Source organism: Paenibacillus sp. J22P165 (genome assembly GCF_059692015.1).
Genome location: NZ_JCAUAP010000010.1, coordinates 120062 through 135512 on the forward strand (window position 1 = coordinate 120062; position 15451 = coordinate 135512).

A 15451-nucleotide genomic window follows, 5' to 3' on the forward strand; every position below is an offset into this window, starting at 1 on the left:
AGGGGCCGGGCTCTTTCTCGGCTTCGCCGGCTCACTTCGTGAGCAGCGGCTGGGCGCGACTTAGCAGCGCCGCCATCTGCGCTCGCGTCAAGGACGCGAGCGGGCGGAACGTGCCGCCCTCGAAGCCGTCGACAAGGCCCCTGCTGCTCATCGCAGCAATGGCCTCTGCCGACCAGCTGCCAGCTGGCACGTCCGTGAACTTCTTGACCCCGCCGCTAGTCGGCGTGGTCAGCTTTAAGGCGCGGGCGAGCAGCACACTCATCTGCTCCCGCGTCATGCTCTGATCGGGCGCGAAGGCGTCGTTGCTGATGCCCTGCATCAGCCCGTTCTGCTGCGCGATCCCGATCGCCTGCGACGCCCAGTGTGTCGCAGGCACGTCACGGAACGCGGCGCTGGCAGCGCCCGCGTTCTCCAAGCCCAGCGCGCGCACGATAATCGTCGCGGCTTCAGCCCTTGTGAGCGCCTCGTCGGGCGCGAACTGGTCTGCGGCGATGCCGAGCATCCAGCCGCGGTTCGCGGCGCTCAGGACGTCAGCCTGCGCCCAATGCTTTTGCATATCGGTGAAGTAAAAGCCGTCTGCCCACATCTGATAATAGCTCCAAGTGTCGGCAGCCTCTTGATTCAAACTCCAGCTGCCAGTTCCCTTCAACTGATATTTCCCTACCAATTTCAGCTTCGCCTTTAAAGATTGCTCGTTATCGTACCACACCGTGTACGTCCCCTCTGATAATGCTTTGCCGTTCACCGTTGCTTTCGCATCCGTAGGTTGAATCGTGAACGTCGCTACAGGAGATTGGCTTACCGCGTCATAACGTACAGTCCCTTGGTATTGATCAACCAGCTTCTGAACGCTTCTAGCCGCAATCCCAGCCCCATTCGACGCAGGATCTTGGTTCCAATAACGGCCATACAAGGGGATGCCTAGTACGATTTTACCCGCAGGAGCTTGAGATAGCGCATACTGAATGGATTTCTCGACAAAGGGTAAGCTAGCAACAGGACCCGGCGAAGGATCGCCAGGATAGCTCTCATCGTAGGTCATTACCATTAAATAATCACTAACAGCTGCTAACGCTTTATAATCATACAGTCCGATCCAACTCGTCGTCTCACCCGTTGGATTCGCAGCGACTGCCACAGAAACCTCCATTGTGCTTGGCAGCTGTTCGCGCAGCTTCCTGACAAAATCCGTGTATTTATCACGGTAAGCCGCACCCACATTCTCAATGTCCAATTGGACGCCATCTAGCTTATTGGCTTGAATACTCGCTACCAGTTCTTTCACTAGCGCGTCGCGTCCATCAATGGCCTTTTCACCAATCACCCGATCGAAATCATTACTTAAAAAAGGGACAACCCGCTTCCCCTGTTTGTGCATTTCCGTTATGAAGGAAGCTTCTAGATCGGACACCATCAAACGACCCTCTTCGTTAATATGAAAATAACTTGGCGACACCACATCTAAGGTTTCACCGCTTTTATTCACTTGTGAAATATAAGAGCTAGGCGCTCCGGAGAATACATACGACATATTGAAATTCCCTTGAGCCGTCGTTGCCCCAGCTACAACCTCATCCTTATGCATGAATGTTACTTGGCACATCGCACCGACGACAATGAGGGCAACAACAAGCCTTCGCCATCCACGTTTGGATCTCACCTGTCTCAACCCCTATTCTACCGATTTGATTCCTTCTATCATCCTAGAAAGCTACCAAAATCGCTACGAGTAAATAATGGTGAAACGCCAAAAACCGTTACTGCACAAGGATGGGACCCGTGCATAACGGTATATTTATCGCGTGTCTATCGGTAGGTCATGACCATAAAATTGATAATGGTTTCGTCCCTTGCCCTTCACTTGATATAAAGCGATGTCAACTTCTTTCATCATTTGGGTCGCATCTATTTGATCAGAACGATACATCGTGATTCCCATGCTGACCGTGGAGCGAAAAGATAACCCTTGCACTTCCCACTTCCGCTCGACACATGCTAGAATGCGTTGAGCAATGGCATCCACATGGTCCTGGCAATCTACTGCTGGTAATAAGATCGTAAACTCGTCTCCTCCCATTCGCGCAAACATATCGATTTCTCTTAGACAACCTTGTATCCGGCTTACAAATTCCTGCAAAAACGCATCACCGATATCGTGTCCCATCGTATCATTAATGATTTTGAAATCATCAATATCGACATACAGGAGAGCAAATGTACGATTCGTTCGTTTGGCCTGCTGCAGCAGCTGGTTCAGCTGCTCTTTGAACAATCGCCGGTTCGGCAAGCCCGTCAGTGGGTCATGCAAGGCCATCGCGAGCAGGCGATTCTCCTGATTTTTGTGCCGTGTACGATCTTGAAGTGCGAAAGCAATCTCCTTGATTTCCCCCTTTTCATCACAAAAAGGGATCGCCGTGCACTCCATCCACAGGTGAACCTCACCTGCTCCTTTCGCACGAAACTCTAACTTACTGCTGGTCTTCGACTGTAAGGTATGAACAAACAATTTATATACATCTAAGCGAAATTCCGAATCAACTGCCTCGATGATTTGCTCTACTTGTTCAGGTACATAACCAATCATTTCGTAAAATCTACCGGATGCATAAAGCAAATTGCCCTTCGCATCCAATTGACAATACAAATCCCAGGCTTGCTCAATAATTTGACGTGCAAGTGACGCCATCGGTACTTTGGAATCCGTGATAAAATCTGAATCTATTTCATTGCACATCGCTTCTACCGCCCTCTCTTATGCTTACATAGAGACCTTGGTAGCGTAGCACGATTATATAAAAATCATATAAAATCGTCCTAAATTTTATATCAATAGAAAGTCGGAAATTAGCGTATATTGTCGCTTTACGACAAGGTAGAAATCACATTTTCACTTTTCGCTATAGTTCTCATTACTTTTTGCCTAATACCCAACACCTTTATACCTACATATTAGATAAAATCGAGCATGAACTCGCTTTCTGTCAATAAAAGGATAGAAATTATGAGGAGAATCGTTCTATAATGTAGGTAATATCTGTAATATTTGAGAGAGGGAGCACCCTTCTTACTTAGGCGTTGTTTCATTACTGAGGGGGATTTCAGACATGGCAGGAGAAACAATTTTAGTCGTTGATGACGAGCAAGAAATTGTCCAGTTAATTCAACTCTATTTAGTGCGTGAAGGCTACAAAGTCATTAGTGCTAATAATGGACATGATGTGTTCGGCATTGTAAAAGAACATAAGCCTGATTTAATAATTCTGGATATTTTGCTGCCAGGACTTGATGGTATAGAGGTATGTCGACAGCTCCGCAAAACGAGCAATACGCCTATCCTATTCATTTCGTGTAAAAGCGAGGACATTGACATCATTCTAGGGCTCAGTATGGGCGGCGATGACTATATGACTAAGCCCTTTAGCCCAAGTCAGCTAGTAGCCCGCGTCAAAGCTCATCTTCGCCGCAACTCAATCCGTGAGCAGCATCAAGATGACCCTCAATTGGTTAAATTCCCAGGACTAGAAATCGATCTAGTGAGCCATATCGTACGAGCGAATGGTCAAACGATCTCCCTTTCTGCCAAAGAATTTGATCTACTCTCCCTCATGGCTAAGACACCGAATCGCGTTTACAAAATCGAGCACTTATTCGAGCTAATCTGGAGCTTAGACAGCATGGGCGACCCGCGCACACTTATTGTACATATCAGCAATCTGCGCAAAAAGATTGAACTTAATCCAGCCGAGCCCCGCTACATCATTACAGTACGAGGCGTTGGCTATAAATTTAATGGATCAGCCATGTAACGTTAGCGATTTAACCAATCGGTTATGATTTGCTGAAGCGGTACTGCAGCCGCGGCAATGACAAGGGCAGGCAGCATGTTCGCCACATTAATTTTTCTAATTTGCAAAATATTAATTCCTACACCAATCACCAAAACGCCACCTACGGCAGTGATTTGAACAATCATGGCATCCAGCGATGCTTCACTAAATGCCATTGCAATCACGGTTGCCAGCAGTGCGATCGTCCCTTGCATCACAAACACAGATGCTGCGGAAAAGACAACGCCAATCCCCAAGGTCGAAGCGAAGATGATGGATAAGAACCCGTCGAGCAGCGACTTGGTATACAGAATATCGTGGTTATGCCGCAGGCCGCCATCCAAGGGACCCAGTATCGCCATCGCGCCGATGCAGTAGACGAGCGTACAGGTAACGAAGCCTTCTGAGATGCTCGTTGTCGCCGATGGATGAGCAGTCGACTGCTTACTCATCTTGGCCTGCAGCCAATCACCTAGTTTCGTGAGATTCGCCTCTATGCGCATCAGCTCGCCAAGTATACCGCCAATCACGACGCTCATGATGACGATCACAATTTGATCTGACTTGAGTGCCATTGTAATACCTAGCACAGTTATCGCAAGCCCTAGGCCTTGCAGGACTGTGCTTTTTATACTTTCTGAGATGCGGGGCAGCAGTATGCCTAATAATCCACCGATGATAATGGCAACTGCATTCACGATCGTCCCCCATAAAGCCATGCCTTTCATTCCTCTCCATGTACAAGCTATGATGACCTACTCATTCTACATGATTCTCCTCATAATTTCCTCCACCGTTGGAAATGGTAAGGATAAGCAACAGGAAAGGAGGCATGTTGAATGTCGAAAGATAAATCAATGGATCCCATGACAGGCGATACCGTCGAAACGGATGGTATTTATGCCAATGAAGCTGGGCAAGAGGTCACGCTTAAACGAGGTGATGAGTTTCCTGCTGATCTAGTTCTTGGGCGCACTACCTATGAGCTGCAAGGCTTTGCCGATGAGGCGGAGATTGATCACGATCAGTCGGAACTTAATCCCATGCGCAAGCGTGTAGATGCACGTACTTAAGCTTAGGTTTTGCTGAGTATGCATCTCTTTGAGAAACCGAGCAACCTCTGGGCTGCTCGGTTTTTTTCCCGTTTGTGCTATACTAAGGGGAATATATGGGGGGATTAGGCCCTGGGGGATACGGAAAATGACACGCATAATGATAATTACAGGCGGTACACTGGGTGATTGGGCTTTAGACGAAATTCGCGAGGATGATATTCTTGTCGGCTCTGATCGCGGGGCGCTATATCTCATTCAACACGGCTTTCATCCACATATCTCGATGGGCGATTTCGACTCTGTCACATTGGAAGAGCTTGCTCTTATTCGCGATTCTAGTAAAGCGTTCATCGATTGCGATCCGATCTACAAGGATCTAACCGATACGGAGATGGCTTTCAATTGGGCGCTGGCGCAACAGCCAAGCCAGATTCTGCTCGTCGGCGCGCTAGGTACGCGGTTCGATCACTCGCTTGCCAATGTACATTTGCTGCGCAAAGGCATGGCACTGGGCGTTCCGTGTGCGATTATGGATGCCAACAATCTCATTATGGTGATCGATCAGTCTACACACGTAAAGAGAGGGCCCTACACACATATTTCCTTGCTTCCACTCAGCCTGGAGGTTACGGGAATCACACTGCATGGCTTTCAGTACCCCCTTCATCAAGCAACGCTTGAAATCGGGATGTCGCTTGGGATTAGTAACATTTTGCTTGAGTCAGAAGGTCTCATCGAGCTTGCATCTGGCCTCTTGCTTGTCATTCAAAGCAAGGATTAGCGTGGGCTCTCCGCCTATCCATCTTAGTGCTTGATAGGGCGTGTCGCATCAAAATTACATAAAAATTTGGAAATTCGACACGCCCTCCTTTACTATGGAACAGCTAACTCTGGTACAATAAAGGATAGGCTAGTCATTTATTGAGATATTGAGGTCGTTTACGCATGCCCCCTGTTCAAGAGAACCTTGTTAGAAATCTTCTTCCTACTAAACTACCTTCTGTTATCACACACTTTGCATCTCGACACGTTCTTACAACACGTGAAGCCGAAATTATTAGTCTTATCGCTTTGCGTGGCTATAGCAACAAAGAAATCGCAGATTATTGCTTTATCAGTGAGAAAACAGTGAAAGTACACATCGAGAAAATCATGGATAAAGTCGGAACGCGGTCGATGCGTAAGCTTCTATCGGCGATCATCAGCACCGACGCTTACCCTTCATAGTGCACAAAAGAAACGCCAGCTGCTTTTTGCAGTTGGCGTTTTCTTTGTATGCGCTATGTCCACGCAGCCCACCTAGATTAACTGGAAAACCTACAGCTAATTTAGGTGTTTTTCGCTGAAAACATCAAATAGATGTAAAACATACAGCTAAAACAGGCTATTTCAGCCGTTTGAGCTTTACCTGCTGGATTTAGCTGTAGTTAATCCAGTTATTCTATTCATATCAGCGATTTTCCGATAATTAGCTGCACTTTTTCCAGTTATTCTTAGCTTTCTTTGCTGCCGCCTGCCCACACCTACATCGCCGCAGCGAGCTTCTGCACGAACTGCTCCAAGAAGCGCTGGTCGACTTCGTCAAACCGATTGAGACTCGGGCTGTCGATGTCCAGCACACCAACGAGCTCGCCTCTCACCACAATCGGGATCACGATCTCCGATTGGGAAGCAGCGTCGCAGGCAATATGTCCCGGAAAAGCGTGGACATCCGGTACAAGAACAGTTTCTCTGCGCTCGGCAGACGTACCGCATACCCCTTTACCGAAAGGAATACGCACGCATGCTGGTAATCCTTGAAAAGGTCCGAGCACAAGCTCCTTCTGTTCCAGCTGCTCGTCTACCAAGTAAAATCCTACCCAGTTGATATTCTCCAGAAACTGTCCGAGCAAGGCAGACGCATTCGCTAGATTCGCAGTTCGGTTCGGTTCATCATGTATTAAAGCTTCAACTTGCCCGATCAGCAAGGTATATTGTTCTTCTCTCGTTCCACTGTAGCTCGATTTCGCAAACATAGATCATCATCCTCTTCTTTCCTAGTCTCTCTTTCATCATACCAAATGCGCGGCTTCCAGCCAAAATGTAAAAAAAGGACAATCCGCTAATTCAGCCGATTGCCCTAGATAGATCCTCTTATTTTTGCCCGTAATAAGCGTTCGCTCCATGCTTTCGCAGGAAATGACGATCCAACAACGTTTGGTCCATAGGTTGAATCGATGGATTCAAGTTGTACGTACGATACGCGATCTTCGCGACCTCTTCCAGTACAACCGCATTATGAACCGCATCATGTGCATCCTTGCCCCAACTGAAAGGCGCATGACAGTTCACAAGCACACCCGGCACCATCGCTGGATCCAACTCGCGGAACGTCTCGATGATCACATGGCCTGTCTCCAGCTCATAAGCTCCTTGAATCTCGGCCTCCGTCATCAACCGTGTGCACGGCACCTCACCGTAAAAGTAATCAGCGTGTGTTGTCCCCAAAGCCGGAATCGCACGGCCAGCCTGCGCCCAGCTCGTAGCCCACGGCGAATGCGTGTGTACAATGCCGCCAATCGACGGAAAAGCGCGATACAACGCCAAATGTGTTGGCGTATCAGAGGATGGCTTTAATTGGCCTTCCACTATGTTACCTTCGAGATCAACAATGACAAGGTCTTCCGCTTTCAAATCCTCATAGGGTACACCGCTGGGCTTAATCACCACGAGTCCTTGCTCCCGATCAATTCCGCTGACATTGCCCCATGTAAACGTAACTAGCCGATATTTGGGGAGATCCAAATTAGCTTCTAATACTTGCTGTCTCAATTTTTCAAGCATCTGAGCTCAACACCTTCCGATAAAATGTATAAAGGATATCCCCATTATACACTTGTACGTACATCTCAGCTAGATACTTCTGAATTAATGGACAAATAAATCAACTTGTATGTACAGCCATCTACCTCTTTACACCCTTTTAAGAATGAATAATCGAGAAGACGATGGTCTTGCCATCCGACTCCAACCGGGTTTCTACGGAGAAGTTACCGATTTGTGTTGTCGATGTTTCAAGAACACCTTTCGCAGCTGCACGCGCGCATGCATCCGTAAATTGACGATAGAAAATGTCCGCATCATACCCGAACAGGAAGTCAGTGAACTTGCGAATGCTTTCCGTATTGCGAGCAAGCACCCCATCCTCCAGTCGAACTGTGACTCCATAAGTTGCAAATTGGGGATCCAACCAGAGCGATGCCTCATTACTGTTGCGCGCTGCTGCTGTGGCCCCGCTTAATGCTTGCGCTTTAGCCTCTGAATTCTTAAATAGACGAAGTGTCGTCTCTTCCAAATCGTAATTCGTTCCGCGCAGCTTACCCGCTTCTTCCATCACTTCATACGTTTGCAGCATACGCTGATCCGGGAAAACGAGCTTTTTGTAGCTGCCATCCTTCGTAGGCACGACCTTAATAAAAGCATCGTTATCATTCTTCACACTGATGCGCTTCGATTTCGTCTGCAGACGCGTAATAATTTGCAATGCTTCCGCACGTGTCACATATTGACCTACACCGAAGTAACCATTCGGATACCCTTCCATGATCCCTTTCGTCATCGACTCTCCGATAAACTTCTGCTGTCTGCTCGATGCGCTCTGTAAATCGCCGAAATGGGATGCTGCCGCAAGACTATACGTCTCATCTTCCAAGTATTCTGTTTCCTTCAATAAGTAGTACAAAATCTCCGCAACATCTTCCCGCTTCAAGGATGCTTTATAATCACTGAACTGCCCTTTGCTAATAAAGTGAAGATCACTCGCTAGATCCAAATAAGGTTTAGCCCAGTAACCGACCGTGTTCGGCTTAAACGTGAAATCCCGGTAATCCTGCTGTAAAATATTTTGATTGCTCGCACTTAATGTTTGTAGAAAGCTTGTCTTCCACTTCCGTTCCCCATTCGGAAACTTATCCGTGAAGGCTAATAGTACAATTTTCACAAATTGATCTGCTGTAACGGTCTCATCCGGTCGGAAGGTGCCATCTGGAAAACCATCCAATAAGCCCTGCTGTACCATTTGAACAATCGTCTGCTCCGCCCAATGCCCCCCAATATCCTTAAATCCTGCTGCTTCACTTCTACTTGGTAAGCTGCCAATTGTTATTAGACAAACAATCGTCGCCATGATTAGCCATTTATTCCATCGTATCATCGCCATATTCTCCGCTTCTATCTATATTTTCGGCACTATCTTCCACCATTCTCTAGAATAAGCCTTCTACTACCCTTTGAGAACATGCTGAAAAGCCCATTCATTCATGTCGAATCGGCCCCCTTTGACTGGGACTATAGCCATATGAAATGCCAAAAAGACCCTGCCCTCTACTAGGTAGAAAGCAAGATCCGTTATCCCAAACGCTATTTATCTTCTTCTTACTGTACCCGCGACTGTCTTGGCCGAGTTGTAATAACGCATCCAGTCGACGACATACATCATTTTAGCCAAATAATCCGGTGCACTTCCCTGTAAATGACTGTACTGATCTTCTTGCAGCAATTGGTGCAACTCGTACCCCTTGGCATAAAGCGCCTTGGTGAATGCTTCTTCCGTTTGGGGCTTGTACAGATCCGTTCCTCGGGAAAGTTCAATTTCTTCAATAATTGTGCCACGATAGTAAGGGTAAACATTCATCTGCAGGCCCATATCGATATAAGCTAAACCTGTATATTCAAAAGGAAGCCAAATCAAATTCGTCTTCTTATCTGCTAGCTTCACCGTGTACACTAAACCCAAGTTCAGCGCAATTGGCTGCGGATAATTACTAATGTGTCCGGACCGCAAATGATCTGCTATATGCTCAACGAAATTCATGCTGTTCTTCCTCTCCGAAGGATCTAGTCCTTCCTTCATATTGCGTGCTAATGCGCTTCGTTGTCAAGCTAGTCCGTATACGCTTTCTTCCCTTTTGTCCTGAAGACAACGTTCCTAGTTTCTACTCCTAACTTTTCTCTTTTCTATCGACAAGTTCCTGCCAATGACGACCTAACTATCGAACAAACCCGTCGAAACTTCGTAATTATTGGGGTGGATGGCATGAACAGAGCAATAAGGGAATATTTTCTGGTGAGGCTCAAAGGGGCGGCTGCTTACGAATGGTATGAATAAAAGTATTTTTTTCGAATGATGAACTTTTCAGTAGTCAATGCGTCTATATAGGAGAGGTGAGAGAATTGGAAACGACCGGTGTCCATGTATTTGATTATTTGAAGTACATCGCAGAAACAACAGATCAGAAGGTGATCCTTCGCAATTTGATGGAAACCTACGGGAATGATGTGTGGAATTACGCATTTAGCATTTGTCGCAATAAAGATGCAGCCGACGACATTGCACAGGATGCTTTCTTAAAAGTATATCGCAATCTGACGACTTTCCGTGGTGAAGCTGCGGTTAAAACGTGGTTGCTTACGATAACCCGCAACACCGCTTATGACTATATGCGCAAAGCATTTTGGCGCAAGGTGACCCTTGTTGGTTTCGTCCAATCGGGCGGGACTGCCAGCTCCGCAGAGACAGAAGCAGTCGAAAATTTATATGCAAGTGAGATTTGGCAGAAGGTAATGTCTTTATCCGCCAAATATAGAGAAATTCTAATTCTTCACGCTCATTATCAAATGACCACCAAAGAAATGGCCGCTATTCTAGCTATTTCAGAAGGTACAGTTAAATCTAGGCTTCACCACGCCAGACTTAAGGTTCTTAGTCTGAAGGAGCGTGAAGCGCTTGAAAACTCCTGATCCGGATGACTTCCAGAAGCACCTGGAAGAGGGCCCCTTACAACAGAAGGGGTTTACTTCCAAGCTGCAGCGTGACATCGAGGACACGATTCGACATAAGGAGAAAACCAAGTCCAAAGCTAAACCTTTTCTTTGTGTCGCTGGTGTGGGAACTGTCTTGGCAGTCGTACTACTCTTTCCCTGGCACACCTTGCATACACAGAGCGAGGCTGCTGCGCTTGAAGGGAAAATGATGCCGGCAGCTGTCACTGTCTCTACACCACCTCCAGCTCCCATCAACACAGCGTTGCTTATTGGACTTCGTACGGAGCACGAGCCTGAGAACAACAACAGCCAAGGACACGTACTGTCGCCGCTTCGTTACAGCACCTATCGAACAATGCTCGTAGCACCGGTTCGCGGACAATTGCAGAAAACGTCTGAAGGAACAGGCATTCTTATGCCGTATAAGCAAAACTTTTGGAAAATCGACTCCCTCAAACAGACAACAAGCAAGGGGGAGTCTTATTATTTATCTGCTCATTTGGCTGATCAGCCAGCCAAGGCCGAACGTTTCTCAGCGCCAGAGAATCAAGAATTTAATCGTGTAGAAACATTGTTGTTTGCAGGCAACCAATATGTATCCATTGCGGAATCGGAATCTGCCTGGAATGGGAATGCCCCTTATTATGCCGATCGTCTCTGGGTGCGTACACTCCCTCAGCTGAAGGAAGCACGCACCATGCAGTTCTACAAAAAGCCAGTGGACAAGAATCATGTGTCCATTATGGACGTGTATGGTACGAGTTTAAGTAATGAACTAGTCTCGTTGTCTGGCGTCGGTGACAATGCCTTAGGTGAAGTCTCTGGGCAGAGCTGGACCGTGAAGCGCGAACCAGGTAAGTGGGTGGGGAAAGTTGCTGAAACACCTAAAGCAAGTTCAGCTAGACCCGACTCTTACGTACTTCGCGATTTCCCACGCGACCTACCGGATAAAGTCGTCAATCACGACGATATCTGCTGTTCGTGGAGCAATCTCAAGTCCTCGTGGCCGAAAGCCACGGATGCGCTAACCTCTCCGATGGACGATATGCTTGTCATCTTCGAGGGGGATACGCTCAAGTTCTATTCCTACGGGCAAGCGCCCGGCAGCATTCCTCAGCTCACTTTGGATTTACAGCCTGGCGAACAGCTCGTCATGGCGCAATGGGCCACTGACCACTATGTTCAGGAGTGGATCGACAAGGTCGGGAGCTATCTATCCGCTGACACAGGGAGCCTAGTTGAGGAACATACTAAAGCGAAATAAACAGCATAAACCCGCTGCGTCCCTATGGACAGAGCGGGTTTTATTTGGTTTCTGGCAGGGGTCTCCATCAACAAATTAACTGGATTTTATGTAGCTAATGTTGCTGATTTCTCCTCAAAAACGAGGATAACTGGATTTTATGTAGGTAATTTCCGTGAATTTGGTCCAAATCATCAATATGACTCCATTTAACTGTACCTTTTCCATCTATTAACTCGTTTTCTTTAAAACCGGCAAGATTAACTGTATATTTTCCAGCTATTCACTCAATCCCCCGAAAACCGCAAGAACAACTGTATATTCTCCAGTCAGCCAACCCCTTAGCTAGCTGGTTATCCCTACTCCTTTACGCCGCACAAGCAACTAAGCCTTGTACGCATCCATAAAGCCCTGAACAAAACGGGGATCCCACTGGCTCCCCTTTCCTTCGGCGAGAATGGCCATCGCCTTCTCGACTGGCATCCCCTTCCGATACGGCCGATCGGACGTCATCGCATCGAACGCATCAGCTACCGCAATGATGCGGCCGAACACCGGGATATCCTGGCCCTTCAGGCCATCGGGATATCCGGCGCCATCGTAGCGCTCATGATGCGAGCGCACTCCTGGAAGCATGGGAGCCATCGCTTCAGCTGGCTCAATTTGCTTCAAAATCGACTCACCCAGATCAGGGTGACGCTTGATTTGCTCGAACTCTTCCTCGGTTAATCGGCCGTCTTTTAAGAGTACCGCATCGCGAACACCGATTTTTCCGATATCATGCAGCAGCGCTGTTTTGTTCAACCAGTCGAGATCCTGCTCGCTCAGGCTTACAGCTCTCCCAATCAGCAAGGAGTATTTAGCGACGCGCATAGAGTGCCCTGCCGTGTAGGCATCTCGAGCATCCAGCGCTGCCGCAAGCGTAGTGTAGTAGCTCTGCAGGAGCTGATTGTTCATTTTTTCACGGGCATCGAGGCCCTTCACCATATGGTTAAAACCTGCGAACAATCGCGAGAATTCATCCGAGTATAAGTCGGATGCTCTGACTTTGAGATCACCCGACTGAACCTGCTTCATTACACGATGTAAATCCTCAATCGGCTGTTGAATATCACTGGCCAGCATGCGCGCACCTAAAGAGGAGAATCCTACACCCAGCAAGAGTATGATGGCAGCCCATTTCCAATAATCAGCGATTAGCTGGGAGGAATCGACACTTGTGCTCAATCGAATTTGCGTGGCTAAGCTAAAAAGAAATAAAGGCATCGTGCCGATCAGAAACGCACTTAATTGAAACTTTCGTTGAATCGACACGATAACGCGTCCATCCAACGAGACATCTTCACCATGAATGCGTTCCCCTAACTCCCGAATATGTATCAGCATGGGCCGAATGGCTTGGGCCGTCGTAAAAAATTCAAGCAAAGCATGCATACTAGCTACCAAGATGGCACCTATGCCAGCCAAACCAATATAAAATAAAGGCATTGTTAGCCAACCCAACGCAATCCCTACACTCGCTAAGGTCATAGCAGGAATGGATAACCCCAGAAAGTGCGGACCCATGATCCGCATAACCGATAGAGCGGGAAAGCGATGTGTTTGTAAATAGGCTTCACGAATTGTCGCTAACGACGGCTTTTCTTGGCCTACCATGATACGAATAGGTCTAATGTGCCTCCGAAACACTAGCAATTCAGCGAGCATCATTACACATAACGAAAAAATCATAATAATAAACAACCTGAACAATTCAACGCCCGAAATCGAGAGTGTCGTCGAAATAATGACCCCGCCCACAACAAGCACAGCAATCCCCGAACCCATCACATAATTTCGCAAAAGATCTCGTAGAAATTTCCTATATATGAGCATATAGCACCCGCCTCTATCAAAAACATCCTCACGCGAAGTAGACTCGCATCATCTCCATTGTACCGTAATCTGGCAATTTTCGCTTGGTAACTCTAGCAAATTCACTACCTGCAAGCTGTTCTGGCAAAAGGAAAAAGCCACACTCTACAATTAAGAGTGTGACTTATTAAAACTGGCCTTACCCTTCCCGCTTCAACGTCGGGTCGGCATCCGTACCCAAGAACGCGCGTGCCAAGTCGGTTACACTTTTGCCCGTGAGCGTCTGGGTGATTTCTGGCACCTGCGCGATCATTTTGGCGATGTCACCGGTGATTCGATTCACGCCTGACGTAGATCCGTCCTGCGAAATCACGGTGATCTTATCCACATTGCTCAGCGGTGCCGCAATTTTCTCCGCCAGCTCTGGCAGGATGCGCAGGATCTCCACCGTCACCGCCGCCTGCGTGTACTGCTTGTAGGCCTCGGCTTTCTTCTCCAGCGCCTCTGCTTCTGCAAGCCCCGCTAGGCGCACGACCTCAGCGTTCGCCTTCCCCTTGGCAAGCTCTGCTTCTGCCGTAGCCTCACCGCGCTTTCTCGTCGACTCCGCGTCCGCCTCGGCTTCAAGAATTTGCCGCTGCTTGCTCACCTCCGCGCGCATGATGGCCGCCAGCTTCTCCGCTTCGGCTGGCTTGATAACAGAAGCCTCGAGCTCCTTCTGCTTCAGCTCGACCTCGATTTGGCGAACGGTTTTGTTCGCCTCAGCTTCCATCTGACGGATACGTACCTGCTCCGTCACGAGCAACTGCTGAATTTGCTTTTGCTTCAATTCATACGCCAAATCCGCTTCCGCCTGACGACTCGTCGTCTCCTGCTTGAACTCGGCTTCCTTCATGCTGAGCTCCTTGCGGTACTGCGCCTCCTTCGCCGATGCGGCGCTCTCCGCTTCAATCGTCAATTGGTGCGCTTCCGCCTTGCGAATAGCCGACTCCTTCTCCGTATCCGCCTGCCGGATTTGAATATCTCGCTCGACTTCCGCCTTGGCAATACTCGCACTCTTGCGAATACGCTCTACCTCAGGCACACCCAAATTCTCGATGTAACCTTGATCGTCAGCCACCCGTTTCAATACAAAGGAAATGAGGTTGAGCCCCATTTTATCCAAATCCTCTGAACACGTTTCCCGCATCTTACTGTTGAGCTCATCCGGATTCTTGAGGATCGATTCTACTGTCAATTGCCCGACTAACCCCCGTAAATGTCCTTCGACAGAGTGCAGAATCATCGCTTCCCGCTCCGCCATCGAATGATCGAGGAACTGCTCAGAAGCCGTCGCAATCGCAATGGGATCACTTTGGATTTTGATCTGAGCGACAGCTTCGATTTTGAGACGAATACCTTGCAGGGAAAACATCGGCTGATCTGGCTTCACATCAAAACTAGTGAGCATCATCGAGATTGTTTTATAGCTCTGAAAACCCGGGATGACGAACGTCCCCCCGCCTTGCACGACCCTTTTGCCACCCAAACCAAACACAATCATTGCCTCATTCGGCGGCACTTTCTTATACGCTTTAACAATCGAAGCCAGTAAGATGAAAACAACAACCACAATTGCTACTACCATGATAAGCACTGAATACATCATTTCTGCTCTACCTCCCTGTCATTCC

At 47.9% G+C, this 15451-nt stretch carries 15 protein-coding genes; 6 read left to right on the top strand and 9 right to left on the bottom strand.

Features of this window, described 5'->3' with window-relative positions; genetic code table 11:
* Positions 1–31 precede the first annotated feature (31 nt).
* Both AC58QM_RS24985 and AC58QM_RS24990 read right to left on the bottom strand, forming a co-directional pair.
* Positions 32–1660 carry an S-layer homology domain-containing protein gene (locus AC58QM_RS24985; RefSeq protein ID WP_497287546.1) on the bottom strand — a complete coding sequence of 543 codons (1629 nt, stop codon included), beginning with the start codon at positions 1658–1660 and terminating at the stop codon, positions 32–34.
* 135 nt (positions 1661–1795) lie between these two features.
* A complete protein-coding gene (locus tag AC58QM_RS24990; RefSeq protein WP_497287547.1) occupies positions 1796–2734 on the bottom strand; it encodes a diguanylate cyclase domain-containing protein in 939 nt (312 codons plus the stop codon).
* A 370-nt stretch (positions 2735–3104) separates the two neighbouring features.
* Between AC58QM_RS24990 and AC58QM_RS24995 the strand changes: the two genes are divergently transcribed.
* Positions 3105–3806, top strand: a complete 702-nt coding sequence (locus AC58QM_RS24995; protein ID WP_497287548.1) for a response regulator — start codon at positions 3105–3107, stop codon at positions 3804–3806.
* A gap of 2 nt (positions 3807–3808) precedes the next feature.
* On the opposite strand, the gene AC58QM_RS25000 is transcribed toward AC58QM_RS24995, so the two are convergent.
* The gene (locus AC58QM_RS25000) at positions 3809–4546 is read right to left on the bottom strand and encodes a DUF554 domain-containing protein (RefSeq protein ID WP_497287549.1); all 738 of its coding nucleotides are present in this window, start codon (positions 4544–4546) and stop codon (positions 3809–3811) included.
* Positions 4547–4666: 120 nt separating this feature from the next.
* Here AC58QM_RS25000 and AC58QM_RS25005 point away from each other — a divergent pair, with 120 nt between their 5' ends.
* The 3 genes from AC58QM_RS25005 to AC58QM_RS25015 all read left to right on the top strand — a co-directional run bounded on the left by AC58QM_RS25005 (position 4667) and on the right by AC58QM_RS25015 (position 6109).
* Positions 4667–4900: a hypothetical protein gene (locus AC58QM_RS25005; RefSeq protein ID WP_310501764.1), complete on the top strand. Its 234-nt coding sequence runs from the start codon at positions 4667–4669 to the stop codon at positions 4898–4900.
* Between the two features lie 127 nt (positions 4901–5027).
* The gene (locus AC58QM_RS25010) at positions 5028–5663 is read left to right on the top strand and encodes a thiamine diphosphokinase (protein ID WP_497287550.1); all 636 of its coding nucleotides are present in this window, start codon (positions 5028–5030) and stop codon (positions 5661–5663) included.
* 164 nt (positions 5664–5827) lie between these two features.
* Positions 5828–6109, top strand: coding sequence for a response regulator transcription factor (locus AC58QM_RS25015; RefSeq protein WP_056610750.1), 282 nt, complete (start codon positions 5828–5830; stop codon positions 6107–6109).
* A 296-nt stretch (positions 6110–6405) separates the two neighbouring features.
* On the opposite strand, the gene AC58QM_RS25020 is transcribed toward AC58QM_RS25015, so the two are convergent.
* The 4 genes from AC58QM_RS25020 to AC58QM_RS25035 all read right to left on the bottom strand — a co-directional run bounded on the left by AC58QM_RS25020 (position 6406) and on the right by AC58QM_RS25035 (position 9734).
* Complete coding sequence (locus tag AC58QM_RS25020) at positions 6406–6897, bottom strand: GAF domain-containing protein (RefSeq protein WP_497287551.1); 492 nt, start codon at positions 6895–6897, stop codon at positions 6406–6408.
* Positions 6898–7015: 118 nt separating this feature from the next.
* Positions 7016–7705, bottom strand: coding sequence for an L-ribulose-5-phosphate 4-epimerase (gene araD, locus AC58QM_RS25025; protein ID WP_497287552.1), 690 nt, complete (start codon positions 7703–7705; stop codon positions 7016–7018).
* A 139-nt stretch (positions 7706–7844) separates the two neighbouring features.
* The gene (locus AC58QM_RS25030; RefSeq protein WP_497287553.1) at positions 7845–9074 is read right to left on the bottom strand and encodes an S-layer homology domain-containing protein; all 1230 of its coding nucleotides are present in this window, start codon (positions 9072–9074) and stop codon (positions 7845–7847) included.
* A gap of 210 nt (positions 9075–9284) precedes the next feature.
* Complete coding sequence (locus AC58QM_RS25035; RefSeq protein ID WP_497287554.1) at positions 9285–9734, bottom strand: hypothetical protein; 450 nt, start codon at positions 9732–9734, stop codon at positions 9285–9287.
* Between the two features lie 359 nt (positions 9735–10093).
* On the opposite strand from AC58QM_RS25035, the gene AC58QM_RS25040 reads away from it, so the two are divergent.
* Entirely contained in the window at positions 10094–10660 is a 567-nt protein-coding gene (locus AC58QM_RS25040) for an RNA polymerase sigma factor (RefSeq protein WP_497287555.1), read from the top strand.
* Positions 10647–11948, top strand: coding sequence for a hypothetical protein (locus AC58QM_RS25045; protein ID WP_497287556.1), 1302 nt, complete (start codon positions 10647–10649; stop codon positions 11946–11948). The genes AC58QM_RS25040 and AC58QM_RS25045 overlap by 14 nt, the downstream gene beginning before the upstream one ends.
* 363 nt (positions 11949–12311) lie before the next feature.
* On the opposite strand, the gene AC58QM_RS25050 is transcribed toward AC58QM_RS25045, so the two are convergent.
* Together AC58QM_RS25050 and AC58QM_RS25055 are read right to left on the bottom strand one after the other, a co-directional pair.
* Positions 12312–13802, bottom strand: a complete 1491-nt coding sequence (locus AC58QM_RS25050; RefSeq protein WP_497287557.1) for an HD domain-containing phosphohydrolase — start codon at positions 13800–13802, stop codon at positions 12312–12314.
* A 178-nt stretch (positions 13803–13980) separates the two neighbouring features.
* Positions 13981–15426 (bottom strand): flotillin family protein, encoded by a 1446-nt coding sequence (locus AC58QM_RS25055; protein WP_497287558.1) that lies wholly within the window; start codon positions 15424–15426, stop codon positions 13981–13983.
* Positions 15427–15451 lie beyond the last annotated feature (25 nt).

Excerpts from the sequence above, each read along its gene's own strand:
- AC58QM_RS25000 (WP_497287549.1), bottom strand. The coding sequence starts at position 4,546 with ATGGCTTTATGGGGGACGATCGTGAATGCAGTTGCCATTATCATCGGT.
- AC58QM_RS25010 (WP_497287550.1), top strand. The coding sequence starts at position 5,028 with ATGACACGCATAATGATAATTACAGGCGGTACACTGGGTGATTGGGCT.
- AC58QM_RS24990 (WP_497287547.1), bottom strand. The coding sequence starts at position 2,734 with ATGTGCAATGAAATAGATTCAGATTTTATCACGGATTCCAAAGTACCG.
- AC58QM_RS25050 (WP_497287557.1), bottom strand. The coding sequence starts at position 13,802 with ATGCTCATATATAGGAAATTTCTACGAGATCTTTTGCGAAATTATGTG.
- AC58QM_RS25015 (WP_056610750.1), top strand. The coding sequence starts at position 5,828 with ATGCCCCCTGTTCAAGAGAACCTTGTTAGAAATCTTCTTCCTACTAAA.
- AC58QM_RS25030 (WP_497287553.1), bottom strand. The coding sequence starts at position 9,074 with ATGATACGATGGAATAAATGGCTAATCATGGCGACGATTGTTTGTCTA.
- AC58QM_RS25020 (WP_497287551.1), bottom strand. The coding sequence starts at position 6,897 with ATGTTTGCGAAATCGAGCTACAGTGGAACGAGAGAAGAACAATATACC.
- AC58QM_RS25005 (WP_310501764.1), top strand. The coding sequence starts at position 4,667 with ATGTCGAAAGATAAATCAATGGATCCCATGACAGGCGATACCGTCGAA.
- AC58QM_RS25035 (WP_497287554.1), bottom strand. The coding sequence starts at position 9,734 with ATGAATTTCGTTGAGCATATAGCAGATCATTTGCGGTCCGGACACATT.
- AC58QM_RS25055 (WP_497287558.1), bottom strand. The coding sequence starts at position 15,426 with ATGATGTATTCAGTGCTTATCATGGTAGTAGCAATTGTGGTTGTTGTT.
- AC58QM_RS24995 (WP_497287548.1), top strand. The coding sequence starts at position 3,105 with ATGGCAGGAGAAACAATTTTAGTCGTTGATGACGAGCAAGAAATTGTC.
- araD (WP_497287552.1), bottom strand. The coding sequence starts at position 7,705 with ATGCTTGAAAAATTGAGACAGCAAGTATTAGAAGCTAATTTGGATCTC.